Raw genomic sequence first — 24,376 nt, forward strand, 5'->3', positions numbered from 1 at the left:
CGCGAAGCCCCCGCGCGGCGTCGGTGCCGGGCGGGGGCTTCGAAGACTGCGCGGTGATCCGCGTCGGTCAGGCGGTCATACGGCCGCACTCTCGGCGGGCCGGATCCAGAGGCGCTGTCCTATGGCCGCGGCCTGCTGGACGATCCGGTCGACGGAGGCGGCGTCCACAACGGTGCTGTCCACGGTCGTGCCGTTGACCTCGTCGAGTCGCATGATTTCGAAGCGCATGCCTCTCCCTTCGTCGCGCTGCCATCTGATGCAGTCAACGATTACCGCGTTACAAACATTCCCTACGCTAAATAAATTTTTCGAACGGCTAACTACTGACCGGTAAAGGACAACTCGGGAGACCGACCGGGACCGGTTGTGTTCGCAGCGTGACCGCCGGGACAATGGAGGCGATGAACGACGACCTCGTGGCCCTCCACGCCCGCATCGACCGCACGAACGAGCTGCTGCAGCGCATGCTCGCCGAGGTGGCGAAGACGCCCTCGACCCATGCGATCTTCGTCGACGCGGGATACCTCTACGCGGCCGCGGGGCGCCTCGTCGCCGGCACGGAGGACCGCCGGGCGTTCGACCTCGACGCGGAAGGGCTGATCGAGGCGCTCATCGACAAGGCCCGCACGATCTTCGCGGACAGCCGGCTGCTGCGGGTCTACTGGTACGACGGCGCGCGGCGCCGTATCCACACCGCCGAGCAGCAGTCGATCGCCGAACTCCCGGACGTGAAGGTCCGGTTGGGCAATCTCAACGCCAACAACCAGCAGAAGGGCGTCGATTCGCTGATCCGGTCGGACCTGGAGTCGCTGGCCCGGCACCGCGCCATCAGCGACGCGGCCCTGCTGGGCGGCGACGAGGACCTGGTGTCGGCGGTCGAGGCGGCGCAGGGGTACGGCGCGCGGGTGCACCTGTGGGGCATCGAGGCCCCGGAGGGGCGCAACCAGGCGGAGCCCCTGCTCTGGGAGGTGGACAGCCAGCGCACCCTCGACCTCGACTTCTTCAAGCCGTACGTGGCCCGGCGCACCGCGGCCGCCTACGAGGCCACCGCCTCCCGGCCCACCCGCGAGGACGTCCGCTTCGTCGGCGCGCAGATCGCGGCGAAGTGGCTGGCGGCCCGGGGCCGGGAATCGCTGGTCGAGCTGCTGCCCGGCCACCCCTATCTGCCGGGCTCGGTCGACCAGGACCTGCTGGTGGAGGCGGAGGGCCTGCTCCAGTACTCGCTGCGCGGACAGGCCGATCTGCGGCGGGCGCTGCGGGACGGGTTCTGGGAGCACCTGCAGGCGCAGTACTGACTGCTGGGGGCGAGGGCGAGGGCCCGGTGCGGGCGAGTGCCGGGTGCGGGCGAGTGCCGGGTGCGGGCGAGTGCCGGGTGCGGGCGAGGGCCGTGTGCGGGCCGGGGCGGGTGCGGTGCCGCCCGGAGCGCGGAGGGGTGGGCGCGGGCTGTCCGGGGCGCGGAGGGGCGGGCGCGGGCCGGACGGGAGGGCGGAGGGGACGGGTGCGGTGCCGGACGGGAGCGCGGAGGGGTGGGCGCGGTGCCGGCTGCCGCGCGACGGCCTCCGGTGCTGTGGCCGGGAAGGTGTGCGCGGACGCCGCCGGGCGTCGCGAGCCGGTGAAACTCACCGGTCGCGGCACCGGCTAGCCGGCAGGGGCGCCGCGGTCCCAGAAGTCGGCGAAGGCGTGGGCCGTCTCGAGCGGCTGGTCCGTGTTGGGGGAGTGCTCGGCGCCCTGGACGACTGTGCGGTGCGCGCGCAGGCGCAGCGCCATGTCGTCGAGCAGGGGCACCGGCCAGGTGTCGTCGCTGGCCCCCGACAGCACGTGGAACGGCAGGGGCAGGGCGGCCAGCTCGGCCACGCGGTCCGGTTCGGTGCACAGCTGGCGGCCCGTCGCGATGAGCTGGGCCGGCTTGTTGCCGAGCCAGCGGCGGCGCAGGTCCTCCTGGTCGCCGAGCCCGGGGTCCAGGCCGCCGGTGTCGGTCTCCTCGGGCGGCTCCAGGGCCTGCATCGCCTCCCACACCTCGGCCATGTCCATCACGGCGAGCGCGTCCCGGAGCAGCTTCACGCGCTGCTGCTGGGAGACGGAGATCTGGGCCGGTCCGGAGGCCATCAGCGTGAGGGACCGGAAGGGGGCGTGGTCCAGCAGGACCGCGGCCCGTGCGATCTGCCCGCCGAGGGAGTGCCCGACGAGGTGCACGGGGGTGTCGAGGGCGGCGGCCTGGGCGAGCACGTCCTGCGCCAACTCGTGCTGTGCGTAGGCCGATTCGTCGTGCTCGGGTCCGTCGGACTCGTACTGCCCGCGCCCGTCCACGGCGACGGTCCGGTAGCCCCGCGCCCCGAGCACCTCGTGCAGCGGGTTGAAGTCCTCCTTACTGCCGGTGAACCCCGGCAGCAGCAGTGCGGTTCCCCGGGGCGCGGCACCCTCCGCGACGGGTGAGTCGACGGCGGCGAACTCCCCGCGCGCGGTGCGCAGCGGGTACGCGCGGGCGCCCGGGGGCGGGGTGAAGGTCGGAGGCCTGCTCATGGGGTGAGGTTATCCGGCGTGGGTGTCGGGACGGCGGACGGGCGGGGACGGGCACGGTCCAGGGGCCCGTACGCCGACGGCCCGGCCCACGTCGTGCGGGCCGGGCCGTCGGTCGGACGAGTGCTCAGCTCTCCGCGGGCTCCGCGGCGGCCGTGGCCTTCCGCGGGCGACGCGTCCTCGGCTTCGCCTCGGCCGTGTCGGCGGTGGCCTCGGCGACGGCGGCGGTCTTGCGGGTCCGCGTGCGGGGCTTGGCCTCGGGCTCGTCGGCGACCTGGGCCGGGATCTCGGCGGCGGCCGTCTTGCGGGTGCGGCGCGGCTTGGCCTCGGCGGCCTCGGCCGTGTCGACCGCCGCGGTCGCGGCCTTCCGCGTACGACGGGGCTTGACCTCCTCGGCGGCTTCCGGGGCGGCGGCGGCCGTCTTGCGGGTGCGGCGCGGCTTGGCCTCGGCGGCCTCGGCCGTGTCGACCGCCGTCTCCGCCACGGCGGCGGCCTTGCGGGTCCGCGTGCGGGGCTTCGCTTCGGCGGTCTCCGGGGCGGCGGCGGCCGTCTTGCGGGTGCGGCGCGGCTTGGCCTCCACGGCCTCGGCCGTGTCGACGGCGGTCTCCGCCGCTGCGGCCGTCTTGCGGGTCCGCGTGCGGGGCTTGGCCTCGGGCTCGTCGGCGATCTGGGCCGGGATCTCGGCGGCGGCCGTCTTGCGGGTGCGGCGCGGCTTGCTCTCCACGGCCTCGGCCGTGTCGACGGCGGCCTTCGCCGCGGCGGCCGTCTTGCGCGTCCGGCGCGGCTTGGCCTCCTCGGCGGCTTCCGGGGCGACGGCCGTGTCGAGCGCGGTCTCCGCCGGGGCGGCGGTCTTGCGGGTCCGCGTGCGGGGCTTGGCCTCCACGGCCTCGGCCGTGTCGACCGCCGTCTCCGCGGCAGCCGTCGCCTTGCGGGTGCGGCGGCGCGGCGCGGCGGCGGGAGCATCGGCCACCGCGGTCGCCGGGGCCTCCGCGACGGCCGGGACCTCCGCGGCCACCGGAACCTGCTCGGCGGCCGTCTCCACGGACGTGGCCTGCGCGGACTTACGGGTGCGCCGGCGGCGCGGCTTCTCCGGAGCCTCGGGGGCGTCCAGGGCAGGGCCCTCCGCCGTCGTGACGGCGGCTTCCGCGGCCTCGGGCGCGGTGGCCGTGGCCGGCACCGGCTCGGACGCGGCGCCGCCGCGGGTGCGGCGACGGCGGCGCAGGGTGCGGGGACCGCTCTCCTCGGACGAGGCGGTCTCCGCCACGGCCTCGGGCGCGGCGGTCGTGTCCAGCGGCGTACCGCCGCGGGTGCGGCGACGACGGCGCGGCGAACGCTCCGGCCGCTCCCGCCCGGCGGACCGGGACTCGGACCGGTCGCCCCGTCCGCCCCGGCCGCCGCGACCGCGGCCGCCGGTCTCACCGAGGTCCTCCAGCTCCTCCGCGTCCAGACCCGCGCGCGTGCGCTCGGCACGCGGCAGGACACCCTTGGTGCCCGCGGGGATCTTCAGCTCCTCGAAGAGGTGCGGGGAGGTGGAGTACGTCTCCGGCGGGTCGTTGAAGGTCAGCTCCAGCGCCTTGTTGATCAGCTGCCAGCGTGGGATGTCGTCCCAGTCGACCAGCGTGATCGCCGTACCCGACGCGCCCGCGCGGCCGGTGCGGCCGATGCGGTGCAGGTAGGTCTTCTCGTCCTCGGGCGACTGGTAGTTGATGACGTGCGTCACGCCCTCGACGTCGATGCCGCGCGCGGCGACGTCGGTGCAGACGAGGACGTCCACCTTGCCGTTGCGGAAGGCGCGCAGCGCCTGCTCACGGGCGCCCTGGCCGAGGTCGCCGTGGACCGCGCCGGAGGCGAAGCCGCGCTGCTTGAGCTGGTCGGCGAGGTCGGCCGCGGTGCGCTTGGTGCGGCAGAAGACCATGGCGAGGCCCCGGCCCTCGGCCTGCAGGATGCGCGCGACCATCTCGGCCTTGTCCATGTTGTGCGCGCGGTAGACGTGCTGCGAGATGTTCGCGACCGTCACGCCCTGGTCGTCCGGCGCGGCGGCGCGGATGTGCGTGGGCTGCGACATGTAGCGGCGCGCGAGCCCGATGACCGCGCCCGGCATGGTCGCCGAGAACAGCATGGTCTGACGCCGGACCGGCAGCATGTTGATGATCTTCTCGACGTCGGGCAGGAAGCCCAGGTCGAGCATCTCGTCGGCCTCGTCGAGGACCAGCGCCCTCACATGCTTGAGGCTGAGCTTCTTCTGGCCCGCGAGGTCCAGGAGCCGGCCCGGGGTGCCGACGACCACGTCGACGCCCTTCTTCAGGGCCTCGACCTGAGGCTCGTAGGCCCGGCCGCCGTAGATCGCGGTGACGCGTACGTTGCGCACCTTGCCCGCGGTCAGGAGGTCGTTGGTGACCTGCTGGCACAGCTCGCGCGTGGGGACGACGACGAGCGCCTGCGGGGCGTCGGTGAGGTCCTCGGGCCTGGCGCGGCCCGCCTCCACGTCCGCCGGGACGGTGACGCGCTCGAGGAGCGGGAGGCCGAAGCCCAGCGTCTTGCCGGTGCCGGTCTTGGCCTGGCCGATGACGTCCGTGCCGGAGAGGGCGACGGGGAGGGTCATCTCCTGGATGGGGAAGGGGGTGATGATGCCGACGGCCTCGAGGGCCTCGGCCGTCTCGGGAAGGATGCCGAGATCTCTGAACGTGGTAGTCAGGGTGCTGCCTCTTCTGTGTACGCGGTGCGAGGCGAGCGCGGGGGTCGTGGACGGACCGTGCCGGGGACGTCGGCTGCCTTACGATCCTGCCGTAGGGCACGGGACCTCTGCCGACGCTCTAGCGCTCGTACCGCTGAGGTGTCCCTCCGGCCGTCGTACGCAATGTGCCGTACGGCCTGGGAGGGCTGTCGGGTCGGAGCCGATCGGGCCACCGACCGGGCATCCTCATACGTGCGGCCCGTCGACTACTCGGCAGGCGCATTACCACCATACCCCGGAATCCCGCACACACGATGGCCGATTTGGTCACGTAGCCGCCATCACACTGATTGACCAGGGACTTCCGCCGCCCGGCAAGCGGACTATTGTGCGCTTCATGACGACGTCTGACAACACCTCTGACGCACCCTCCGAGCACACCGGAGTCGCCGCCCAGGACTGGGCGAAGGCCTCCGCCGACCCGCAGTACCGGGCCGCGGTCGTCGATCTCCTCGGTGCGCTCGCGTACGGCGAGCTCGCGGCCTTCGAGCGGCTCGCGGAGGACGCCAAGCTGGCGCCGACGCTGGCCGACAAGGCGGAGCTGGCGAAGATGGCGTCGGCGGAGTTCCACCACTTCGAGAGGCTGCGCGACCGGCTCACGGAGATCGGCGAGGAGCCCACGCAGGCGATGGACCCGTTCGTCGCCGCGCTGGACGGCTTCCACCGGCAGACCGCGCCCTCGGACTGGCTGGAGGGGCTCGTCAAGGCGTACGTCGGCGACTCGATCGCCAGCGACTTCTACCGCGAGGTCGCGGCCCGGCTGGACGCGGACTCGCGTGAGCTCGTGCTCGCCGTGCTGGACGACACCGGGCACGCCGGCTTCGCCGTGGAGAAGGTGCGCGCCGCGATCGACGCCGACCCGCGCGTGGGCGGCCGTCTCGCTCTGTGGGCCCGGCGTCTCATGGGCGAGGCGCTGTCGCAGTCGCAGCGGGTGGTCGCGGACCGGGACGCGCTGTCCACGATGCTCGTGGGCGGCGTGGCGGACGGGTTCGACCTGGCCGAGGTCGGCCGGATGTTCTCCCGGATCACCGAGGCGCACACGAAGCGGATGGCGGCCCTGGGTCTGGCCGCCTAGCGGTCAGCTCCCGCTTCCGCGGTCGTCACGGCCGGTCCGGTCCTCGCGGCCGGTCCGGCCGTGCTGTCGGTTCCCGTCGGGATCACGCCGGCGCCGAGCGCCGGCGGAGTCTCCCTGCCGGGCGCACCAGCAGGGAGAGGGAGGCGGCGGACACGATCGCCGCGCCGAGAAGATTCAGCAGGACGTTGCCGGGGTCGAAGGCGCTGTGCGTGACGAAGGCGCCGAACAGGGCTCCCGCGACGCCCGTCGCCAGCACCAGGGAGCGGGCGGGCAGACGGTGGGCCAGCCGGTGGCTCGCGGCCCACCCCAGCGCCAGACCGAGCAGCACGGAGCCGAGCGCTTCGATCAACAACATGGGGCCCTCCCACGGCCAGACTGCGCGTCACGGTCGTAGCCCGTCATACCCGTGACCTGCGGAATGCAATCCTCCTCTGTGTGCCCCTTGTGCTCCATATGTGAACAGAGGAAACGGGGGAACGAGCTGGGGCCCGGCGGTCGACGACCGCCGGGCCCCAGCTCGTGATCCGGTGACTACAGCGCGCCGAAGCCCACCTTGCGGGGGGCCGGCTCGCCGAGCTCGACGTAGGCGAGGCGCTCCGCCGGGACGAGGACCTTGCGGCCGTGCTCGTCCACGAGGGTCAGCAGCCGCGCCTTTCCGGCCAGCGCCTCGGCCACGATGCGCTCGACCTCCTCGGCGCTCTGACCGCTCTCCAGAACGATCTCGCGGGGCGCGTGCTGCACGCCGATCTTGACCTCCACGGCTATGTCCCTCCGACGGTCAGTGAAGTGCGCGACCAATACGCGCCGTACCCAGCACACATTAGCCCGGTGAGGGGACGCGCACGCTCCGCGCCGGAACGCCAAGAGCGAACACGGCACGGGAACACATGCCCGTACGGCGCCGTCAGTGGTGCTGTTCGCTGCCGTGCAGCGGGAATCCCGCGATGCCGCGCCAGGCCAGCGAGGCCAGCAGCTGCACCGCCTGGTCGCGCGGCACGCTGCGGTCGCTGTGCAGCCAGGAGCGCGCCACCACCTGGGCGAGCCCGCCGAGCCCGGAGGCCAGCAGCATCGACTCGGCGCGCGACAGGCCGGTGTCCTCGGCGATGACGTCGCAGATCGCCTCGGCGCATTCGTTCGTGACCTTGTCGACGCGCTCGCGCACCGCGGGCTCGTTCGTCAGGTCCGACTCGAAGACCAGGCGGAAGGCGCCGCCGTCGTCCTCGACGTACGCGAAGTAGGCGTCCATCGTCGCGCGGACGCGCTGCTTGTTGTCGGTCGTCGACGCGAGCGCGCCCCGCACCGCCCCGATCAGTGACTCGCAGTGCTGGTCCAGCAGCGCGAGGTAGAGATCGAGCTTGCCCGGGAAGTGCTGGTAGAGCACCGGCTTGCTGACGCCGGCGCGCTCGGCGATGTCGTCCATGGCGGCCGCGTGGTAACCCTGCGCCACGAAGACTTCCTGGGCGGCTCCCAGCAGCTGATTCCGTCGGGCACGTCGCGGCAGGCGCGTGCCCCGCGGGCGTGCCGCCTCTGTCTGCTCGATGGCTGTCACGCCGCCTCCCAATTTCGTCCACATGCGGTGTGCGCCGCGCCGCCATCGTACTTTTCGGTAACCCGGGTGTGCGCGGTGCGAGCGCAGAATTTCACGGACCGGACGGCGACGAAAGCCATGCAGGTCGCTCCAAACCGGATCGAAGCGGGCGGCGAATCGCCTCGTTCCAGCTCAGCAGCACCCTCCGGTGCTTCCGTGCGCCCCCGTCAGCGGTAGTCGTCCTCGTCGATGGAGACGACGCGGCGCTGCTCCACGAGATCGGCCTCGTTCGCGGTGGCCGGGTCCACGTCCTCGAGAGGGTCGTCGTGGTCCGCCGCAAGGTCGGCGGACTGCTCCGCCGCGTCGTCCTCGGGAGCCTCGACGTCGATCTCCCGGGGTTCCTGCGCGCCGTCGGCCTCGAACGTCTCGGGGTCGGTGGGGTCTACGGCCATGATGTGGGCTCCCTTCCTACGAACGTGCCTGAGTGAAGCAGGTGCCACAGCGGGTGCCCTCGATACGAGCCTAGGAGACACCGGATCCGGATGCTATGCGGTGCGCGTGCAATCTGTGACGGCGAACACATGAGCCACTACGTGATCGTCTCGTAACATTGCCGCATGTCTTCGACCGAGCTGCCGTCCGTTCCGGCGACCACCGTGCTCCCGAAGGTGGCACCCGTCAGGGTCGCCGAGGGCGAGCGGCTCAGGTCGGTCGGGCTGCCGGGCATCACGCTGACGGTGCGGTCGAGACCACCGGCGCGCGAGGGACTGCCGCCCGCCCTCTACGTCCACGGGCTCGGCGGCTCCTCGCAGAACTGGTCGGCGCTGATGCAGGAGCTCGACGGCGTCGTCGACGGGGAGGCCGTCGATCTGCCGGGCTTCGGCGACTCGCCGCCGCCGGACGACGGCGACTACTCCGTCACCGGGCACGCGCGCGCGGTGATCCGTTTTCTCGACGCGTCCCGGCGCGGGCCGGTGCATCTGCTCGGCAACTCGCTCGGCGGCGCCGTCACCACCCGCGTCGCGGCCCTGCGGCCCGACCTCGTACGCACGCTGACGCTGGTGTCACCGGCGCTGCCGGAGCTCCTCGTCCAGCGCAACGCGGTGCCCACCGCGCTGCTGGCGCTGCCGGGAGCGGCCGGCCTCTTCACCCGCTACACCGGCGGATGGACCGCGGAGGAGCGCGTCCGCGGCGTGCTGGCGCTCTGCTACGGCGACCCCGGACGGGTCTCCCCGGAAGGCTTCCGCAACGCCGTGGAGGAGATGGAACGGCGGATGCAGCTGCCGTATCTCTGGGACGCGATGACGCGTTCCGCGCGCGGCATCGTCAACGCCTACACCCTGGGCGGCCAGCACGGCCTGTGGCGCCAGGCGGAGCGCGTCCTCGCCCCGACCCTCCTCGTCTACGGCGGCCGGGACCAGCTGGTCGGCTTCCGGATGGCCCGGAAGGCGGCCCGCGCCTTCCGCGACTCGCGCCTGCTCACCCTGCCGGAGGCGGGGCACGTGGCGATGATGGAGTATCCCGGTACGGTGGCTCGTGCGTTCTGCGAACTCCTCGCCGAACGTGGAGAGTTGACCGGTGGCCTGCGGACCGTCGCGCAGGCCCGTGAGGGCGGGACCGCCGCCCAGGGCGCGGAGAACTGAGGAGCGAGGTGGGACGTCACAGCCGCCGCGGGGCCGATACCGCGAAGGGCGACGCCAGGGACGCGGGTCGTGACGCCAGGGGCGCGGGTCGTGCGGTGCCGGAGAGGACGGACGGCACGCCCGCGCGCGGGGTGCCGCGTGTGCCGGGCGGCACGCCTGCGCGGGGGGTGCCGCGTGTGCCGGGCGGCACGCCTGCGCGGGGGGTGCCGCGTTTCCCTGACGGCACGCCCGCGCGTGGAGTTCCTCGGTTCTCCGACGGCACGCCCGCGCGTGGAGTTCCTAGATTCTCCGACGGCACGCCCGCGCGTGGAGTTCCTAGATTCTCCGACGGCACGCCCGCGCACGGCATGCCCCGCCCCGGCGGCGGTACACCCGCACACGGCACCCCCCAGGTCCGTGGCGGCCACCCCGAGCAGCGTGAGGCCGGCGGCGGCTGGGGCGAGCTGAGGCAGTCGGGGGCCGCCGTTCCGCGGCAGCGCGCGGCACCGCCGGGCGGGCCGCGGCAGGAGTACGTCGACGCCTTCGACGAGGACGACGACGTCTTCACCCCGCGCGGCCGCGAGTCCGCGCACGCCCCGGACCCGTATGCCTCCGTCACCGACTGGGACCACGGCCCGGTCGTCGGCGTCCCGTCCGAGGCCGACGAGGACGCGCCGCCGACCGGTGTGCCGGCTCAGGCGAGCGGCGGCAAGGGGCGGACCTTCACCGGCATCGCGGCCGCCGCCGTCACCACCGTGCTGGCCGTCGTCGTGGCCGGCCAGGTCGCGAACGGCCGCGACGGCAGCGGCATCGGGACGCAGTCGGCCACCGGCCAGGCGCGGGACGCCCGGGACCCGGGCGCGTCGCCCTCCTCCTCGCCGAGCCCGACGCCCCTGACGTATGAGCAGGCGATGGGGAAGAAGTACGCGCTCAGCGCCACGCTCAAGGGGTCCGGGAGGTTCGCCGCGGTCCCCGGGGTCGCGAAGGCGCCCGGCAAGGGCCACAGGTACACCTACCGCGTGGACGTGGAGCAGGGGCTCGGGCTCGACGGCGAGCTCTTCGCCCAGGCCGTCCAGGCGACCCTCAACGACAACCGGAGCTGGGCGCACGACGGCGCCCGCACCTTCGAGCGCGTCGACTCCGGCAAGCCCGACTTCGTGATCACTCTCGCCAGCCCGGGGACCACCGCCCAGTGGTGCGCCAAGTCCGGCCTCGACACCGCCGAGGAGAACGTCTCCTGCGACTCGGCCGCCACCGAGCGAGTGATGATCAACGCCTACAGATGGGCTCAGGGGTCCAAGACCTACGGTGATCGGATCGAGGCCTACCGGCAGATGCTGATCAACCACGAGATCGGCCACCGCCTGGGCCGCGGCCACGTGAACTGCACCAGGAACGGGCAGCTCGCGCCGGTGATGCAGCAGCAGACCAAGTTCCTCGACCACGACGGAATCCACTGCCTGGCCAACCCCTGGCCGTATCCGAAGGGTTGACGCGCGCCACCGGTGCTCCCCGACGGGCCCGTCCGCCGGCCGGGACTGCTCCACGGGCACCTCGGCGGACCCCGCCCGGCCGCCGTACCGGCACGTCGGGAGCCCGCCGGCGCCTGACGGAACGTGACTGCATGATCTCTTAGCGCGATCGAACGCGAACCGCACACGAAAGTTACGACCGTTCACCCCTTTTGGTGGCGCGACGGACAACCGTCCATCGCGCCACCGCCTTGTCCGCATACGTTCTTCCCGCTGCGAGCCGCCGGGTCAACGGCGGCTCCTCATACGGGAGATCGGGGGTGCGCTCGTGCGCATCGGACTGCTTACGGAGGGCGGCTATCCGTATGTGAGCGGTGACGCCAGGCTCTGGTGCGACCGGCTCGTGCGCGGGCTCGGGCAGCACGAGTTCGACGTCTACGCGCTCAGCCGCACCGAGCGGCAGGAGGCCGAAGGCTGGATCTCGCTGCCGCCGCAGGTCACAGGCGTGCGTACGGCGCCGATGTGGGCGGCCGAGGACGACGGAGCCGGGTACGGACGGCGGGCGCGCCGGCGGTTCGCCGAGTGCTACGGCGCGTTGGCGGCCGCGCTGTGCGCGGGGAGCACCGGCGATCCTGCCGGAGCTCTCGGCGAGGATTCCCAGGCCGCCGAGGCGGACCGTTTCGGCAGTGCGCTGTACGGGCTGGCCGAGCTCGCCCGTGAGGACGGCGGTCTGGTGGGAGCGCTCCGCTCCGAGACCGCCGTACGCGCCCTGGAGCGCGCCTGTCGTGCGACCGGCGCCCCGCGGGCGGCGCGGGAGGCGCGCGTACCGGATCTGCTCGCCGTCGCGGCACACCTCGAACACGCCCTGCGCCCCCTGTCGTTGGACTGGTACGAGGACGACGGACTCGGCTCGGTCGACCTGTGCCACGCGACGTCCGGCGGGCCCGCCGCCCTCCCCGGACTGCTCGCCCGCCACTTCCACGGCGTCCCCCTGCTGGTGACCGAGTACGGCGTCCGGCTGCGCTCGCACCACCTCGCGGCCACGGACGCGCCGCCCGCCGTGCGCTGCCTGCTCGCGGCCTTCCACGGCAGGCTCGCCACCGAGATCTACGACCGCGCCGCGCTCGTCACGCCCGGCAACGCGCACGCCCGCCGCTGGCAGGAGCGCTGCGGCGCCGACCGCGCCAAGATCCGCACCGTCTACCCGGGCATGGACGCCGCCCGCTTCGCCGAGGTCGGCGAGTCCGCCGAGAGCGCCGACCCCGACGCGCTGGTCTGGGTGGGCCGGGTCGAGCCCGCCAAGGACCTGGTGTCGCTGCTGCACGCCTTCGCCGAGGTCCGCAAGGAGGAGCCGAAGGCGCGGCTGCGGATCGTCGGCGCACCGGCCGGGCCCGAGGGCGAGTCCTACCTCGGGCACTGCCGGGCGCTGGCCGCGCAGCTCTTCCCCGACGAGGCCGAGGGGCTGCACTCCGTCGGCGACAACCCCGTCTCCTTCGAGGAGATCGGCGGCCCCGAGCTGCCGACCCTCGCCGAGGCGTACGCGGCCGGCAGCGTGACCGTGCTCTCCAGCGTCGTCGAGGGCTTCCCGATCAGCCTGGTCGAGGCGATGTTCTGCGGCCGGGCCACGGTCTCCACCGACGTCGGCGCGGTGGTGGAGGTCATCGGGGGCACAGGGCTGGTCGTGCCCCCGCGCAACCCCCGTGCGCTCGCCGAGGCCTGCCTGGCGCTGCTGCGCGACCCCGAGCGCCGGGAGCGCCTGGGTGCCGCCGCACGCGCGCGTGCCCTCGAACTGTTCACCGTCGAGCAGAACACCACGGCATTTCACGGCATTTACCTGGAGATCGTCTCGCACACCCCGGTGCGCCGGGTCGTCCTCGGCCACACCGGGGAGCCCCTGCCCTTCGCCGCCCCCGCCGAGGCACACGTCCCCGGCCGCTGGACCGACCCGGCCGCGCGCGTGGTGGTCCGTGGCGGCCCCGGCTGGGCGACGGACACCCCCGTGCGTGCGCGATCCACGGCACCGGCCACGGAGGGGGCGCGATGAGCGGGCTGGGCGAACTCGACAGGCCCGGCGTGCCGGGCAGCGCCCAGGCATGGGACGAGCGCTCGCGGGAGTGGGCCGCGGAGGAGGCGCCGACTACGGACGGCACCGCCGACCCGCACCCGCAGTCCCCCGGCCGTCTGCCGAAGCTCCGGCGTACCGCCGCCGACCCGGTGAAGACGCTGATGCACCGTCACCGCGCCTTGTGCGAGCGAGCCGTGGACCCCCTGGAGATCGCGGCGGGCCTGGAGGCCCACGGCGTCACCGACCGGACCGCGACCCGCTTCCGCCACCGGGACGTGTTCTCCCTCGCGGAGGAGATGTACGCGCGCGCCGCCCGCGACGAGGAGACGGCGCCGCACGCCACGGTCCTCACGGCCCCACGGGCGCGACCCGCCTGGATCGTGCTCACCCTGCTGCCCGGGGTCCTGTGCGCCGCGACCGTGGCGGCCCTCCGGCTCACCCACGGACAGTCCCGCACGATTGCGGCCGCCGCCGGTGTCCTCGGCGTGGCGCTCGCCCTGCGCGCGGCGCTCGGGCGCGGCCCGCTCGGCCCCACGGACCGCGCTCCCCAGGGATCGGCCCACCACACCTCCGGCAGCGGGACGTGGACGTACTGGCTCGTCGGCTACGCCGTCCTCGGCGACGGACTCCTGCGCGTGGCCGTCGCCGGCGGTCCCGACGGCCCGCCCACCGGCAGTGGCGACGGCGCCTGGCCCCTCGCCACGGCCCCCGTCCTGGCGCTCGCCCTGGCCTGCGCGCCCGCCGCCTGGTGCGCCCATCTCTTCGCCGTGTGCACCCGCCGCAGACTGAGCGCCAGCCGCGGTCTGGAGGAGTTCACGGCCTCCGCCCGCCCCCTGCTGCTCGGCACGTTCGCCCTGTTCCTGTCCTCCGTCACGGCTCTGTCCGCCCTGTGCGGCACGATCCTGGGCGAGAGCGCGGCCTACGCCCAGACCGTCACCCTGGGCGCCCTGCTGTTCCTCGCCCGCCTCCTCGCCGCGCACGGCTTCCTCCACGCGCCCGCGGTCGTCCTCACCGCCACGGCGACCGCCGAGGGGACCGCCCTGGCCACGGTCTTCGCGGCCCGTCTGCCCGGGTGCGGCTTCCTCGGCACCCCGGTGGAGACCGCCGTCGACGCCTGGGGCGCCGGCAGCGTCCCGGCCCTCCTCTGCGCGGCGGCCGCCCTGACCCTGCTGATCCACGCGGCCCGCACCCTCACCCGGGCCTCCGCCCACGCGCCCGCGGACCGGCCGTGGTGACCCCGCGACGGTCGCCGGTGCGCCCGGGCGCCGCACCCGCACGCCGGACCGCACCGGCCCCGAACCCGCCGCAGGCGCCAGGACCCGCCGCCCGAGGCAACCGCCCCACACCCTCCGAAGGAGAACCCGAAATGATCACCTCCCGATCCGACGCCTCGGCCCCGGGAGCCGCCCGATGAGAGTCCTGCTGATCGGAGCCAACGGCTACCTGGGCCGCTTCGTCGCCGACCGCCTGCTCGCCGACCCGGCCGTCCAGCTCACCGCCCTCGGCCGCGGCGACGACGCCGACGTCCGCTTCGACCTCGCGTCCGGCAGCCCCGGTGCCCTCACCCGCTTCCTCGACGCGGTCCACCCCGGCGTCGTCATCAACTGCGCCGGTGCCACCCGCGGCGGCGCCCGGGATCTGACCCGCCACAACACCGTCGCCGTCGCCACCGTCTGCGAGGCACTGCGCCGCAGCGGCTGCGACGCCCGGCTGGTGCAGATCGGCTGCAGCGCGGAGTACGGGCCCAGCCAGCCCGGCTCGTCCACGGCCGAGGACGCCGTGCCCCGCCCCGGCGGCCCGTACGGTGTGAGCAAGCTCGCCGCCACCGAACTCGTCCTCGGCTCCGGACTGGACGCGGTCGTCCTGCGGGTGTTCTCGCCGGCCGGTCCGGGCACCCCCGCGGGCTCGCCGCTCGGCCGGCTCGCCGAGGCCATGCGCCGCGCCATGCAGTCCGGCGACGGCGAGCTCAAGCTCGGCGGTCTCGGCGTCCAGCGCGACTTCGTCGACGTACGCGACGTGGCCCGCGCCGTGCACGCCGCCTCGCTCTCCGCCGCGCAGGGCGTCATCAACATCGGCTCGGGCCGTGCCGTCCGGCTGCGCGACGCCGCCGCCGTGCTCGCCCGCGTCGCCGGGTACGGGGGCGCCCTCCACGAACTCGACGGACCGCCCGGCCCGTTGCGGGCCACCGTCGGCCACCAGCGCCAGGACCCGGACCACGCGGCCCCGATGGCGTACCCGTACCCGGACGGCTGCGGCAGCTGGCAGCAGGCCGACGTGCGCACCGCACGCGACCGGCTCGGCTGGCGGCCGAGGATCAACCTCGAGGAGTCCCTCGCCGACATCTGGATGGAGGCGGCATGCCGTATGTGACCAGCACCAGAGCGGGAAGCCCGAGCACCGACGTCCGCACCGGGTTCGGCATCCCCGGCTACGCCCACCCCCTGGTCGCGCCCACCGAGTGGGGTGAACTCACGCGTCCCGGGACCCCTTTGCACTGGGTCGTGCTCAACGTGGCCGACGGCCCCGGCACCCGCCCCGACCCGCACTGCCTGGAGGCGGCCGGGCGGCTGCGGAACATGGGCGTGCGGGTCCTCGGCCACCTCGCGTGCGCGTCCGGGGACGAGGTCTTCGGCGAGGTGATCTCCGAGGCGCAGCGCCACATCGACTGGTACCAGGTCGACGGCTTCCTCCTGGACCGCTGTCCGGCCGACGCCGTCTCGCTCCCCGAGACCCGCCGGACCGTCACCACGCTCCGCGCGCTCTGTGAAGACGCTCACATCGTCCTCGGCCACGGCACCCACCCGCACCCCGGCTATCTCGACTGCGCCGACCAGCTGGTCACCTTCTGCGGTCCGTGGAGCGACTACCGCTGGTCGCAGGTGGCGGAGTGGACCGCGGAGCATCCCCCCGAGCGCTTCTGCCACTTCGTCCACGGCGTGCCCCTGCCCCACCTGGACGAGGCGCTGCGCATCGCCCGCTGGCAGGGCGCCGCGACCATCTACTTCACCGACCGCACGGACCAGGGCGGCCGCGGCGACCCGTGGGAGGCCATGCCCGGCTACTGGGACGAAATCGTCTCGCGGATCGGAACGGGTGTCTCGGAATGAAAAAGGCCGTGGCAATGTTGCAGGGAGAAGTCCCGTAGTGATTGACCGACCAACGGAGTCCCCGTGTCGTTGCCACCCCTGGTCGAGCCGGCTGCCGAGCTCACCGTAGACGAGGTTCGCAGGTACTCCCGCCACCTGATCATCCCCGACGTGGGGATGGATGGGCAGAAGCGGCTGAAGAACGCCAAGGTGCTGTGTGTGGGCGCCGGCGGCCTGGGCTCGCCGGCGCTGATGTACCTGGCCGCCGCGGGCGTCGGCACCCTGGGCATCGTGGAGTTCGACGAGGTCGACGAGTCGAACCTGCAGCGCCAGATCATCCACAGCCAGTCCGACATCGGCCGCTCCAAGGCCGAGTCCGCCCGTGACTCCGTCAAGGGCATCAACCCGTACGTGAACGTGATCCTTCACGAGGAGCGGCTCGAGGCCGACAACGTGATGGACATCTTCAGCCAGTACGACCTGATCGTCGACGGCACGGACAACTTCGCGACGCGCTACCTGGTCAACGACGCCTGCGTGCTGCTGAACAAGCCGTACGTGTGGGGCTCCATCTACCGCTTCGACGGCCAGGCCTCGGTCTTCTGGTCCGAGCACGGTCCCTGCTACCGCTGCCTCTACCCGGAGCCCCCGCCGCCGGGCATGGTCCCCTCCTGCGCCGAGGGCGGCGTCCTGGGCGTGCTGTGCGCGTCCATCGGCTCCATCCAGGTCAACGAGGCCATCAAGCTCCTCGCGGGCATCGGTGAGCCGCTCGTCGGCCGCCTGATGATCTACGACGCCCTGGAGATGCAGTACCGCCAGGTCAAGGTCCGCAAGGACCCGAACTGCGCGGTGTGCGGCGAGAACCCCACCGTCACCGAGCTCATCGACTACGAGGCCTTCTGCGGCGTCGTCTCCGAGGAGGCCCAGGAGGCGGCGGCCGGTTCGACGATCACTCCCAAGCAGCTCAAGGAGTGGATCGACGACGGCGAGAGCATCGAGATTATCGACGTCCGCGAGACCAACGAGTACGAGATCGTCAGCATCCCGGGCGCCAAGCTGATCCCGAAGAACGAGTTCCTCATGGGCACCGCCCTGGAGAGCCTCCCGCAGGACAAGAAGATCGTCCTGCACTGCAAGACGGGTGTCCGCAGTGCGGAAGTCCTCGCGGTCCTGAAGTCCGCGGGCTTCTCCGACGCCGTGCACGTCGGCGGCGGCGTCATCGGCTGGGTCAACCAGATCGAGCCGGACAAGCCGGTCTACTAGCCCGCACCGGCCCACCAGGCGCATGCCTTTCCGGGAGGGGTCCGGCACCACGGGTGCCGGGCCCCTTTCCGCTGCCCCGCCTACGAGGAGCAGACCTTGCCGTCCTTCGGCACGGTCCCCTTCAGCAGATAGGCGTCCACGGTCGAGTCGACGCAGTCGCTCCCGCTGCCGTACGCACCGTGGCCTTCGCCCTTCCAGGTGAGCTCCACACCCACGCCCTTGCCCAGCTCGTCGGCCATCTTCCGGGCGCCCTCGTACGGCGTCGCCGGGTCGCCGGTGTTGCCGACCACCAGGATCGGTGCCGCACCGGGCGCGCTGACCTCCGGTGTGTCGAACTGCCCGGCCACCGGCCAGTTGTGGCACCAGCCGGCCGTGTCCCAGCCGAGGAAGTCGCCGAACACGGGCGAGATCTTCTCGAACGCCGCGAGCCGCTTCTTCGTCTCCGCGGCGGTCGGCCGCTGCTTGTCGTCCAGGCACGATATGACCCGTTGCGAGTGGGTCGTCGTGGCGTAGTGACCCGAGGCGTCGCGTTCGTTGTAGCCGTCGGCGAGTGCCAGCAGCTCCGAACCGTCGCCCTGCTCCGCCGCGTTCAGGGCGCTGGTCAGGGTCGGCCAGCCCTCCTTGCTGTACAGGGGCAGGACGATGCCGGTGAGGGCGAGCGTCTGCGTCAGTTTCCGCCCGGAGGAGGTCGGCAGCGGCTTCGCGTCGAGCCCCTGCACCAGGTCCGCGATCTTCCGGGTGCCCTGCTTCGGGTCCTGGCCGGTCGACTTGAGGTAGTCGTCCAGGGCGCGCTGGAAGCCCCGGGTCTGGTTCTCCGCCTGGCCCACGGTGTCGGCGGTCGGGTCGACGACCGCGTCGAGAATGAGCCGGCCCACGTGCGTCGGGAACAGGTGGGCGTAGACGCCGCCGAGTTCGGTGCCGTACGAGATGCCGAAGTAGTGCATCTTCGTGTCGCCCAGCACCTGGCGCATCAGGTCCATGTCGCGGGCGGTGTCCGTCGTCGACACGTGCGCCAGCAGCTTGCCGGCGGCCTTCTCGCAGCCCTGGCCGAAGTTCGCGGCGTCCTGGAAGTACGCCTTCTCCTCGGCCGGGGTGTCCGGGGTGGCGTCCACGTCCTCGGCGGCCTGGATGGCCTTGTCGCTGCGGCAGCGCACGCCCTCGCTGGCGGCGACCCCGCGCGGGTCCCAGCTCACCAGGTCGTAGTGCTCGCGCAGCGTGGACACCGTGGAGGCGTACGTGGGCATCATGGACACGCCCGAGCCGCCGGGGCCGCCGAAGTTGAACAGGAGCGAGCCGATGCGCTGGCCGCCGTTCGCCTTGGCGCGGATGAGCGCGAGGCCGATCGTCTCGCCCTGGGGCTTCGACCAGTCCAGAGGTGTCCTGAGCGTCGCGCACTGCCAGTCGTTGCCCGGCGCGGGGGAGTCGGCGGTGGCCTTGCACCGACCCCAGGCGAGCTTCTGCCCGGTCAGTGAGGAGGGCAGCGCGGCGCTCGTCCCGGAGGAACCGGACGGGGACGAGGGAGGCGGGCTGGACCGCTCACCGCCCTTGCCGTCGCCGGACGACGAGCCGCTGCTGCACCCGCCCGCCAGGAGCGCCGCGGCGGCGCCCAGAGCCGCCCACCGTACGAGTCGTGCCATGTGCCTTCCCCCCTCGCAGGCCGTTCGCATCGTGCGGCGAACGGCGGTCAGGCCATGGTATGCGGATCAAGCCGGACCTGCCCAAGCCTGTGGATAACATTCTGACCTGCGGTTTTCTTCACTCTGTGGTGGGTCCTCAGGAGCAGACGGTCCCGGCCTTCGGCACCTTTGCGTCGAGCAGATAGCCGTTGACCGCGGCCTGCACGCACTTGTTCTTGCTGTCGTACGAGCCGTGCCCCTGCCCCTTGTACGTGAGCTCGACGCCGACGCCCGGGCCGAGCGAGTCCACCATCCTCTTCGCGCCCTCGTAGGGCGTGGCCGGGTCGCCGGTGTTGCCCACGACGAGGATCGGAGCGGCGCCCGGCGCGCTCACGTCGGGGTGGCCCGCCGCACCGGGAACGGCCCAGTCGGTGCAGCTGAGCATGGACCAGGCCAGGAAGTCGCCGAACAGCGGCGAGGCCGACCGGAACTCGGGCAGTTTCCGCCGCACGAAGTCCGGGCTGTAGCGGGCCTTGTCGTCGGCGCAGTTGATGGCGACGTTGGCGGCGGCGATGTTGCTGTACTCGCCGTTCTCGCTGCGGCCGTTCAGCGAGTCGGACAGCGCCAGCAGAACCCTGCCGTCGCCCTGGTAGGCCTGCTGCAGGCCCTCGGTGAGGTACGGCCAGAAGTCCTTCGAGTACAGCGCCTGCGCGATGCCGTTGGTCGCTGCGGTCTGCGTCAGCCGGCGGGGGAAGATGCCGGCGATCGGTTTGCTGTCGAGGTCCTTCAGCAGCGTGGCGATGCGGTCCTTCACGTCCTGCGCGGAGTCGCCGATCGGGCAGCCCGTGGTCTGGGAGGTGCAGTCCTCGGCGAAGTTGTCGAGCGCGAGCTGGAAGCCCTTCGCCTGCCCGAGCGAGCTCTGCTCGGCGTCCTGCGTCGGGTCCACGACCGCGTCGAAGACGGCGCGGCCCACGTGCTTCGGGAACAGGTGGGCGTAGACGCCGCCGAGTTCGGTGCCGTACGAGATGCCGAAGTAGTACAGCCTGTCGTCGCCGAGGACCTGCCGCATCAGATCCATGTCGCGGGCCGCGTCGGTGGTGCGTACGTGCGGCAGCACCTTCTCGGAGTTCTTCTCGCAGGCCGCGTTGAACTTCTTGGTGCTGTCCACGTACTCGGTCCGCTCACGCGCGTCGTCCGGGGTCGCGTCCTGCTGGAAGTACACGTCGAGCTGCTGGTCGTCCTCGCACGTCACGGGAGCGCTGCGGCCGACTCCGCGCGGGTCGAAGCTGACCAGGTCGTAGCGGGTGCGCAGGGTCGCGTAGTCCTGGCCGAAGGAGGGCAGTGTGGCGACGCCCGAGCCGCCCGGCCCGCCGAAGTTGAAGATCAGCGAGCCGATGCGCCTGCTCGCCGCGCCGCTCGCCTTCGCCCGGATCAGCGCGAGGCCGATCGTGTCGCCCTTGGGCTTGTTCCAGTCCAGGGGCGCCTTCATGGTGGCGCACTGCCAGGTGCCCTGGCGCGGCAGGGGCGAGGGGGCGTCACCGCCGCCCTCGGCGGCGGACGGCGCCGGGCAGTCCTTCCAGTCGAGCTTCTGCGCCGACAGGTCCCCGCCGCTGGAGTCGTCGTCGCTGCAGGCCGCCAGCACGGAGCACAGCAGCACGGCGGAGGCGGTCACGGCGACGGCGCGCAGGCGGGATGGCTTCGGCATGCTCCCATCCTGCTGCGGCGCGGGGCCGGGCGCTCGGGACACGGGCCGTACGAGGTACGCGCGCGTACAGCCGTCGTACGAGAAGGCGTTCGTCCTACAGCGAGCCCTTGCGGGTGAGGTGGTTGAAGGCAAGCCAGCCCGGCAGCACCGGCAGCCACAGGGTCAGCAGCCGGAACAGCAGGACGGCCGGTGCCGCGACCTCCTTGGGCAGGCCCACGGCGATCAGGCCGACCGTCAGGGTCGCCTCCACCGCGCCCACGCCGCCCGGGGTCGGGGCCGCGGACCCGAGCGCGTTGCCGGCGAGGAAGACGACGGCGACGCTGGCGATGCTGAGCGAGGTCCCCTGGGTGCCGAAGGCACGGATCGAGGCGTCCAGGCACATCACGAAGCAGGCGGTCAGCAGGAGGGTGCCGCCGATGCCGCTGATGAGCTTCTGCGGCCGCTGCAGCACGTCCAGCATGCGCGGTACGACGCCGGCGAACAGCGACCGCACGCGCGTGACGACGAATTTCCGCAGGAACGGCACCGAGGTGACCACGAGCACGAGCACGGCCACGGTCAGCAGGCCGGCGATGACCGTCCGGGACGGCGACAGGGACGGCGTCTTCTCGGTGCCGGTCAGGTAGCCGAACGACAGCAGCATCAGGATGTGGCACCCGAGGCCGAAGAGCTGGGAACCGCCGACACTCGCCACCGCGAGCCCCGGACGTACCCCCGAGCGCTGCAGGAAGCGGGTGTTGAGGGCCACGCCGCCCACCGCGGCAGGGGCGACGATCTTGACGAACGACCCGGCGACCTGCGCGGCCACCGCCCGGGGGAAGGGCACGCGCTCGGGCACGAACCCCAGCAGTGCCATCGCGGCCGCGAAGTAGCTGCACGCCGAGAACGCCACGGCCGCAAGGACCCAGCCCCACTGGGCGTTCGCGAGCAGGGGGCCGAACTCGATGTGGGTGAGCTGGGTCAGCAGGAAGTAGGCACCGATGGCGCCGGCGATGAAACTGATCAGGGTGCGCGGCCGCACCCGCTCCAGGCGGGCGGGCTCGACCGGCGCCTGCGGCCTGATCAGCAGCACCTGGTGGCGGATCTGGGCGAGCAGATCCTCCTCGCGCGCCTCGTTCAGCGCCTCGTCCAGCGCCCGCTTCTCGGCCCGCTGCTCCGCGCGCACGGCCTTCTTGTCGGGCTTCTCGGCCACGGCCTCGCCGTCCTCCGAGGCCTCCTCCAGCCGGGCCTGCTTGAGCTGCCGGGAAGCCTCCAGGACCGCATCGCGCTCGCGCTGGGCCCGCTCACGGGCCAGTCGGCGCAAGGTCGCGCGGGAGGTGCGGCTGAGCGCGATGGGCTGAAGCATCGGCAGACAGTCGGCCACGGCGTCCGGACCGAGCACGCCCACCGCCGAGGCCACCGCGCGCTCGGCGCCCACCCGCAGCCCCAGCGTCACCAGGAGCTGCGAGATGTCCATGCGCAGCAGAAGCTCGCCGGCCGCGATCTCGCCGACGCGCAGATCGGTGATGATCACCGTGCCGGAACGATCCACCAGAATCGCGTCGCCCACCAGCCGCCGGTGCGCGATGCGCCGGGACTGCAGGGCGCGCACCTGGTGCCACGTGCCGTGCAGCAGCTCGTCGGTGATCTCGTCGTCGGGCAGGTTGTCCAGCGTGCGCCCGCCCGTGTGCTCGTAGATGAGCATCACGGCGTCGGGACCGAGCTCCGAGGTCGCGATCAGTTTGGGTGCGTTGGCGCCGGCCGCGATCGCCGCGTACGCGAGCAGGGCCTCCTGCTCGAGCGCCTGGCGCAGCGACTGGAGGCTGCTGCGGGTGGCGAAGCCGCGCAGCGTCAGATTGCGCCACGCGCGGTAGAAGAACCCCTGCGCCTGCTGCTCGCGGTCGACGACCGTGACGTCCAGCGGCGGGCCGTCCTCCAGGGTGACGAAGTAGCGCCGGCCGCGGTCGCCGGTCTCCGGTGTCTCCGGCACCTCCTCGCGCGAGGCGGTCACCGGGCGGAAGCCGACGTGCTGCAGGCCCGCCATCAGGGTGCGTCCCGTGGGACGGACGTTGGGCGAGCCGACCGCGTACAGCGTCCCGTAGGCCACCGTCCAGCCGATCAGCACCGTCAGGATGATCGAGAACGGGGTCGTGTATCCCGTGACGAGCATCGAGAAGGCGTCGAGGAGCAGCACGATCCACAGCACCGCGCGCCAGCGCGGCCGCCGGGACATGCCGACGGCTGTCATGTACGCGATCACCGGCGCGAGATAGCCGTGCACCGGATCGGTGAGGGCGTGGATGTTGCCGGGGGAGGGCTGGGTGAGCGCCTCCTGGATGGAGCCGGGAGCGGCCTTGGCGACCCACAGGTCCGTGGCGAGCGTCACTCCGTGGGCGAGGACCGCCGCGAGCACGCCGTCGGCGATGCGCAGCCCGTCGCGCTTGATCAGCCGCTCGATCGCGAAGGCGACCGGCACGAGCAGGATCGCGATGCTGGAGGCCAGGCCCGCGAGCTTGATGAGCAGGTCGGGCGCCTGTCCGGTGCCCTTGTTGATGTCCTGTTCGAGACCCGAGGTGGTGCCGTGCGCGAACGCGGCGATCGCGAGCAGGACGGCGACGGCCAGTACGCCCACCATCAGGCGCATCAGGTCCGAGGGGCGGTGCACGCGCGCGGGCAGGAGCGGTTCGTCGCCCTCGACCTCGTCGATGTGCACCTCGTCGAGGAACCCGTCCTCGCCGTTGTCCGGGACCTTCTCGTCCAGGTCCTTCTTCTCGACGCTCTTCTTGTGCGGGTCCTTCTTGTGCAGGTCTGTCGGCGCGGTCGCCTTGCCGTCCGAAGCGGCCGTCCCACCTCCGGATCCGGACCCGGTGCCGCCTCCCGGGCGCGACGAAGCGTCAGAGGTGCCTTCCGCGTCCTCTGGGTGCGCACCCTGCTGCTTCATCGTCTCTTCTTGATCTCGTATCACCGGTCACCGCCCGCATGATGGTGGCATGCCCCACCGACACGCGGGGGTATCAGGGGGCACATGCGGGGGCGCACAGTCTGCCGGAAGCGCCGCCGTGGGGCGAGACGTACGCTCGGTCGCGACGCGCTCACACTGTCGGTGGTATGGGGCAGGATGAGCCGGATGAGTGAGCAGAGGCTCCCGCACGACGCCCGCCCGGACTCCCCGGACGCGCTCCCGGAGTACGCCGAGCGTGTCCTGGAGGTCGCCGAACTGATCCCGCCCGGACGTGTCATGACATACGGGGACGTCGCCGAGTGGCTGGAGGAGGGCGGCCCGCGCCAGGTCGGCCGCGTCATGGCCCTCTACGGCGGGGCCGTTCCGTGGTGGCGCGTGGTGCGCGCGGACGGGGTGCTGCTGCCGGGCCACGAACTGCGGGCCCTCGACCACTACCGCACCGAAGGCACCCCCTTGAAGGAGGCGAGCAGAGCCGCCGAGGGTCACCTGCCGCGCCTCGACATGAGACGGGCGCGGTGGGACGGCGGCGGACGCGCGGAGGGTCACACCTGACAGCTTCCGCCATACGGAGGGCCTTCGTGTGACCCGTGATCCGTACGGGGGAACGGAGGCACGTTTGTGGCATGCCGTACGTTCGTGGGTCGAGGGGCCCGTGGGTCGCGAGTGCCGACAGGGAAGAAGCGGAAGCCCTGCTTCCGTGCCGTTCCTCGGCGTAGCGTCGCCTGCACCAGTCCCCCTCACCCCCCGATCAC

General features: G+C 72.7%; 20 protein-coding genes. 10 read left to right on the top strand and 10 right to left on the bottom strand.

Going from position 1 to position 24,376, the window contains the following annotated elements; all coding sequences use genetic code 11:
* Nucleotides 1-75: 75 nt before the first annotated feature.
* Complete coding sequence (locus ACIRPX_RS11525) at nucleotides 76-228, bottom strand: hypothetical protein (RefSeq protein ID WP_384250585.1); 153 nt, start codon at nucleotides 226-228, stop codon at nucleotides 76-78.
* Between the two features lie 173 nt (nucleotides 229-401).
* Here ACIRPX_RS11525 and ACIRPX_RS11530 point away from each other — a divergent pair, with 173 nt between their 5' ends.
* Nucleotides 402-1,295 carry an NYN domain-containing protein gene (locus ACIRPX_RS11530; protein WP_404191744.1) on the top strand — a complete coding sequence of 298 codons (894 nt, stop codon included), beginning with the start codon at nucleotides 402-404 and terminating at the stop codon, nucleotides 1,293-1,295.
* A gap of 343 nt (nucleotides 1,296-1,638) precedes the next feature.
* Here ACIRPX_RS11530 and ACIRPX_RS11535 read toward each other — a convergent pair whose 3' ends face one another.
* A complete protein-coding gene (locus ACIRPX_RS11535; protein WP_404191747.1) occupies nucleotides 1,639-2,520 on the bottom strand; it encodes an alpha/beta fold hydrolase in 882 nt (293 codons plus the stop codon).
* Nucleotides 2,521-2,644: 124 nt separating this feature from the next.
* On the bottom strand, nucleotides 2,645-5,119 hold the full coding sequence (locus ACIRPX_RS11540) for a DEAD/DEAH box helicase (RefSeq protein WP_404191750.1): 2,475 nt from the start codon (nucleotides 5,117-5,119) through the stop codon (nucleotides 2,645-2,647).
* A 469-nt stretch (nucleotides 5,120-5,588) separates the two neighbouring features.
* Here ACIRPX_RS11540 and ACIRPX_RS11545 point away from each other — a divergent pair, with 469 nt between their 5' ends.
* Entirely contained in the window at nucleotides 5,589-6,326 is a 738-nt protein-coding gene (locus ACIRPX_RS11545) for a ferritin-like fold-containing protein (protein WP_404191753.1), read from the top strand.
* 82 nt (nucleotides 6,327-6,408) lie between these two features.
* On the opposite strand, the gene ACIRPX_RS11550 is transcribed toward ACIRPX_RS11545, so the two are convergent.
* From ACIRPX_RS11550 to ACIRPX_RS11565, 4 genes are all read right to left on the bottom strand, one after another.
* Nucleotides 6,409-6,681 (bottom strand): hypothetical protein, encoded by a 273-nt coding sequence (locus ACIRPX_RS11550; protein WP_404191756.1) that lies wholly within the window; start codon nucleotides 6,679-6,681, stop codon nucleotides 6,409-6,411.
* 176 nt (nucleotides 6,682-6,857) lie between these two features.
* Entirely contained in the window at nucleotides 6,858-7,085 is a 228-nt protein-coding gene (locus ACIRPX_RS11555) for a DUF3107 domain-containing protein (protein ID WP_404191759.1), read from the bottom strand.
* A 145-nt stretch (nucleotides 7,086-7,230) separates the two neighbouring features.
* A complete protein-coding gene (locus ACIRPX_RS11560) occupies nucleotides 7,231-7,875 on the bottom strand; it encodes a TetR/AcrR family transcriptional regulator (RefSeq protein WP_404191761.1) in 645 nt (214 codons plus the stop codon).
* A 206-nt stretch (nucleotides 7,876-8,081) separates the two neighbouring features.
* The gene (locus ACIRPX_RS11565; RefSeq protein ID WP_404191764.1) at nucleotides 8,082-8,306 is read right to left on the bottom strand and encodes a hypothetical protein; all 225 of its coding nucleotides are present in this window, start codon (nucleotides 8,304-8,306) and stop codon (nucleotides 8,082-8,084) included.
* A gap of 165 nt (nucleotides 8,307-8,471) precedes the next feature.
* On the opposite strand from ACIRPX_RS11565, the gene ACIRPX_RS11570 reads away from it, so the two are divergent.
* The 7 genes from ACIRPX_RS11570 (at nucleotide 8,472) to moeZ (ending at nucleotide 17,362) form a co-directional block, all read left to right on the top strand.
* Nucleotides 8,472-9,497, top strand: coding sequence for an alpha/beta fold hydrolase (locus ACIRPX_RS11570; RefSeq protein ID WP_404191767.1), 1,026 nt, complete (start codon nucleotides 8,472-8,474; stop codon nucleotides 9,495-9,497).
* A gap of 8 nt (nucleotides 9,498-9,505) precedes the next feature.
* Complete coding sequence (locus ACIRPX_RS11575; RefSeq protein ID WP_404191770.1) at nucleotides 9,506-10,969, top strand: DUF3152 domain-containing protein; 1,464 nt, start codon at nucleotides 9,506-9,508, stop codon at nucleotides 10,967-10,969.
* 307 nt (nucleotides 10,970-11,276) lie between these two features.
* Nucleotides 11,277-12,992, top strand: a complete 1,716-nt coding sequence (locus ACIRPX_RS11580) for a DUF3492 domain-containing protein (RefSeq protein WP_404191773.1) — start codon at nucleotides 11,277-11,279, stop codon at nucleotides 12,990-12,992.
* On the top strand, nucleotides 12,989-14,248 hold the full coding sequence (locus ACIRPX_RS11585; protein WP_404191776.1) for a hypothetical protein: 1,260 nt from the start codon (nucleotides 12,989-12,991) through the stop codon (nucleotides 14,246-14,248). The genes ACIRPX_RS11580 and ACIRPX_RS11585 overlap by 4 nt, the downstream gene beginning before the upstream one ends.
* Nucleotides 14,249-14,423: 175 nt before the next feature.
* The gene (locus ACIRPX_RS11590) at nucleotides 14,424-15,383 is read left to right on the top strand and encodes an NAD-dependent epimerase/dehydratase family protein (RefSeq protein WP_404191779.1); all 960 of its coding nucleotides are present in this window, start codon (nucleotides 14,424-14,426) and stop codon (nucleotides 15,381-15,383) included.
* The gene (locus ACIRPX_RS11595) at nucleotides 15,371-16,120 is read left to right on the top strand and encodes a spherulation-specific family 4 protein (protein ID WP_404191782.1); all 750 of its coding nucleotides are present in this window, start codon (nucleotides 15,371-15,373) and stop codon (nucleotides 16,118-16,120) included. The genes ACIRPX_RS11590 and ACIRPX_RS11595 overlap by 13 nt, the downstream gene beginning before the upstream one ends.
* A gap of 63 nt (nucleotides 16,121-16,183) precedes the next feature.
* Complete coding sequence (gene moeZ, locus ACIRPX_RS11600; RefSeq protein ID WP_404191785.1) at nucleotides 16,184-17,362, top strand: adenylyltransferase/sulfurtransferase MoeZ; 1,179 nt, start codon at nucleotides 16,184-16,186, stop codon at nucleotides 17,360-17,362.
* Nucleotides 17,363-17,442: 80 nt separating this feature from the next.
* Here moeZ and ACIRPX_RS11605 read toward each other — a convergent pair whose 3' ends face one another.
* From ACIRPX_RS11605 to ACIRPX_RS11615, 3 genes are all read right to left on the bottom strand, one after another.
* Nucleotides 17,443-18,999 (bottom strand): alpha/beta hydrolase, encoded by a 1,557-nt coding sequence (locus ACIRPX_RS11605; protein ID WP_404191788.1) that lies wholly within the window; start codon nucleotides 18,997-18,999, stop codon nucleotides 17,443-17,445.
* A gap of 136 nt (nucleotides 19,000-19,135) precedes the next feature.
* Entirely contained in the window at nucleotides 19,136-20,683 is a 1,548-nt protein-coding gene (locus ACIRPX_RS11610) for an alpha/beta hydrolase (protein ID WP_404191791.1), read from the bottom strand.
* A gap of 94 nt (nucleotides 20,684-20,777) precedes the next feature.
* Nucleotides 20,778-23,603: a lysylphosphatidylglycerol synthase domain-containing protein gene (locus ACIRPX_RS11615; protein ID WP_404191794.1), complete on the bottom strand. Its 2,826-nt coding sequence runs from the start codon at nucleotides 23,601-23,603 to the stop codon at nucleotides 20,778-20,780.
* 186 nt (nucleotides 23,604-23,789) lie between these two features.
* Between ACIRPX_RS11615 and ACIRPX_RS11620 the strand changes: the two genes are divergently transcribed.
* Nucleotides 23,790-24,176 (top strand): MGMT family protein, encoded by a 387-nt coding sequence (locus ACIRPX_RS11620; RefSeq protein ID WP_404191797.1) that lies wholly within the window; start codon nucleotides 23,790-23,792, stop codon nucleotides 24,174-24,176.
* Nucleotides 24,177-24,376 lie beyond the last annotated feature (200 nt).

Origin of the sequence: Streptomyces sp. NPDC101225 (assembly GCF_044767585.1) — a bacterium.
Lineage (GTDB): Bacteria > Actinomycetota > Actinomycetes > Streptomycetales > Streptomycetaceae > Streptomyces.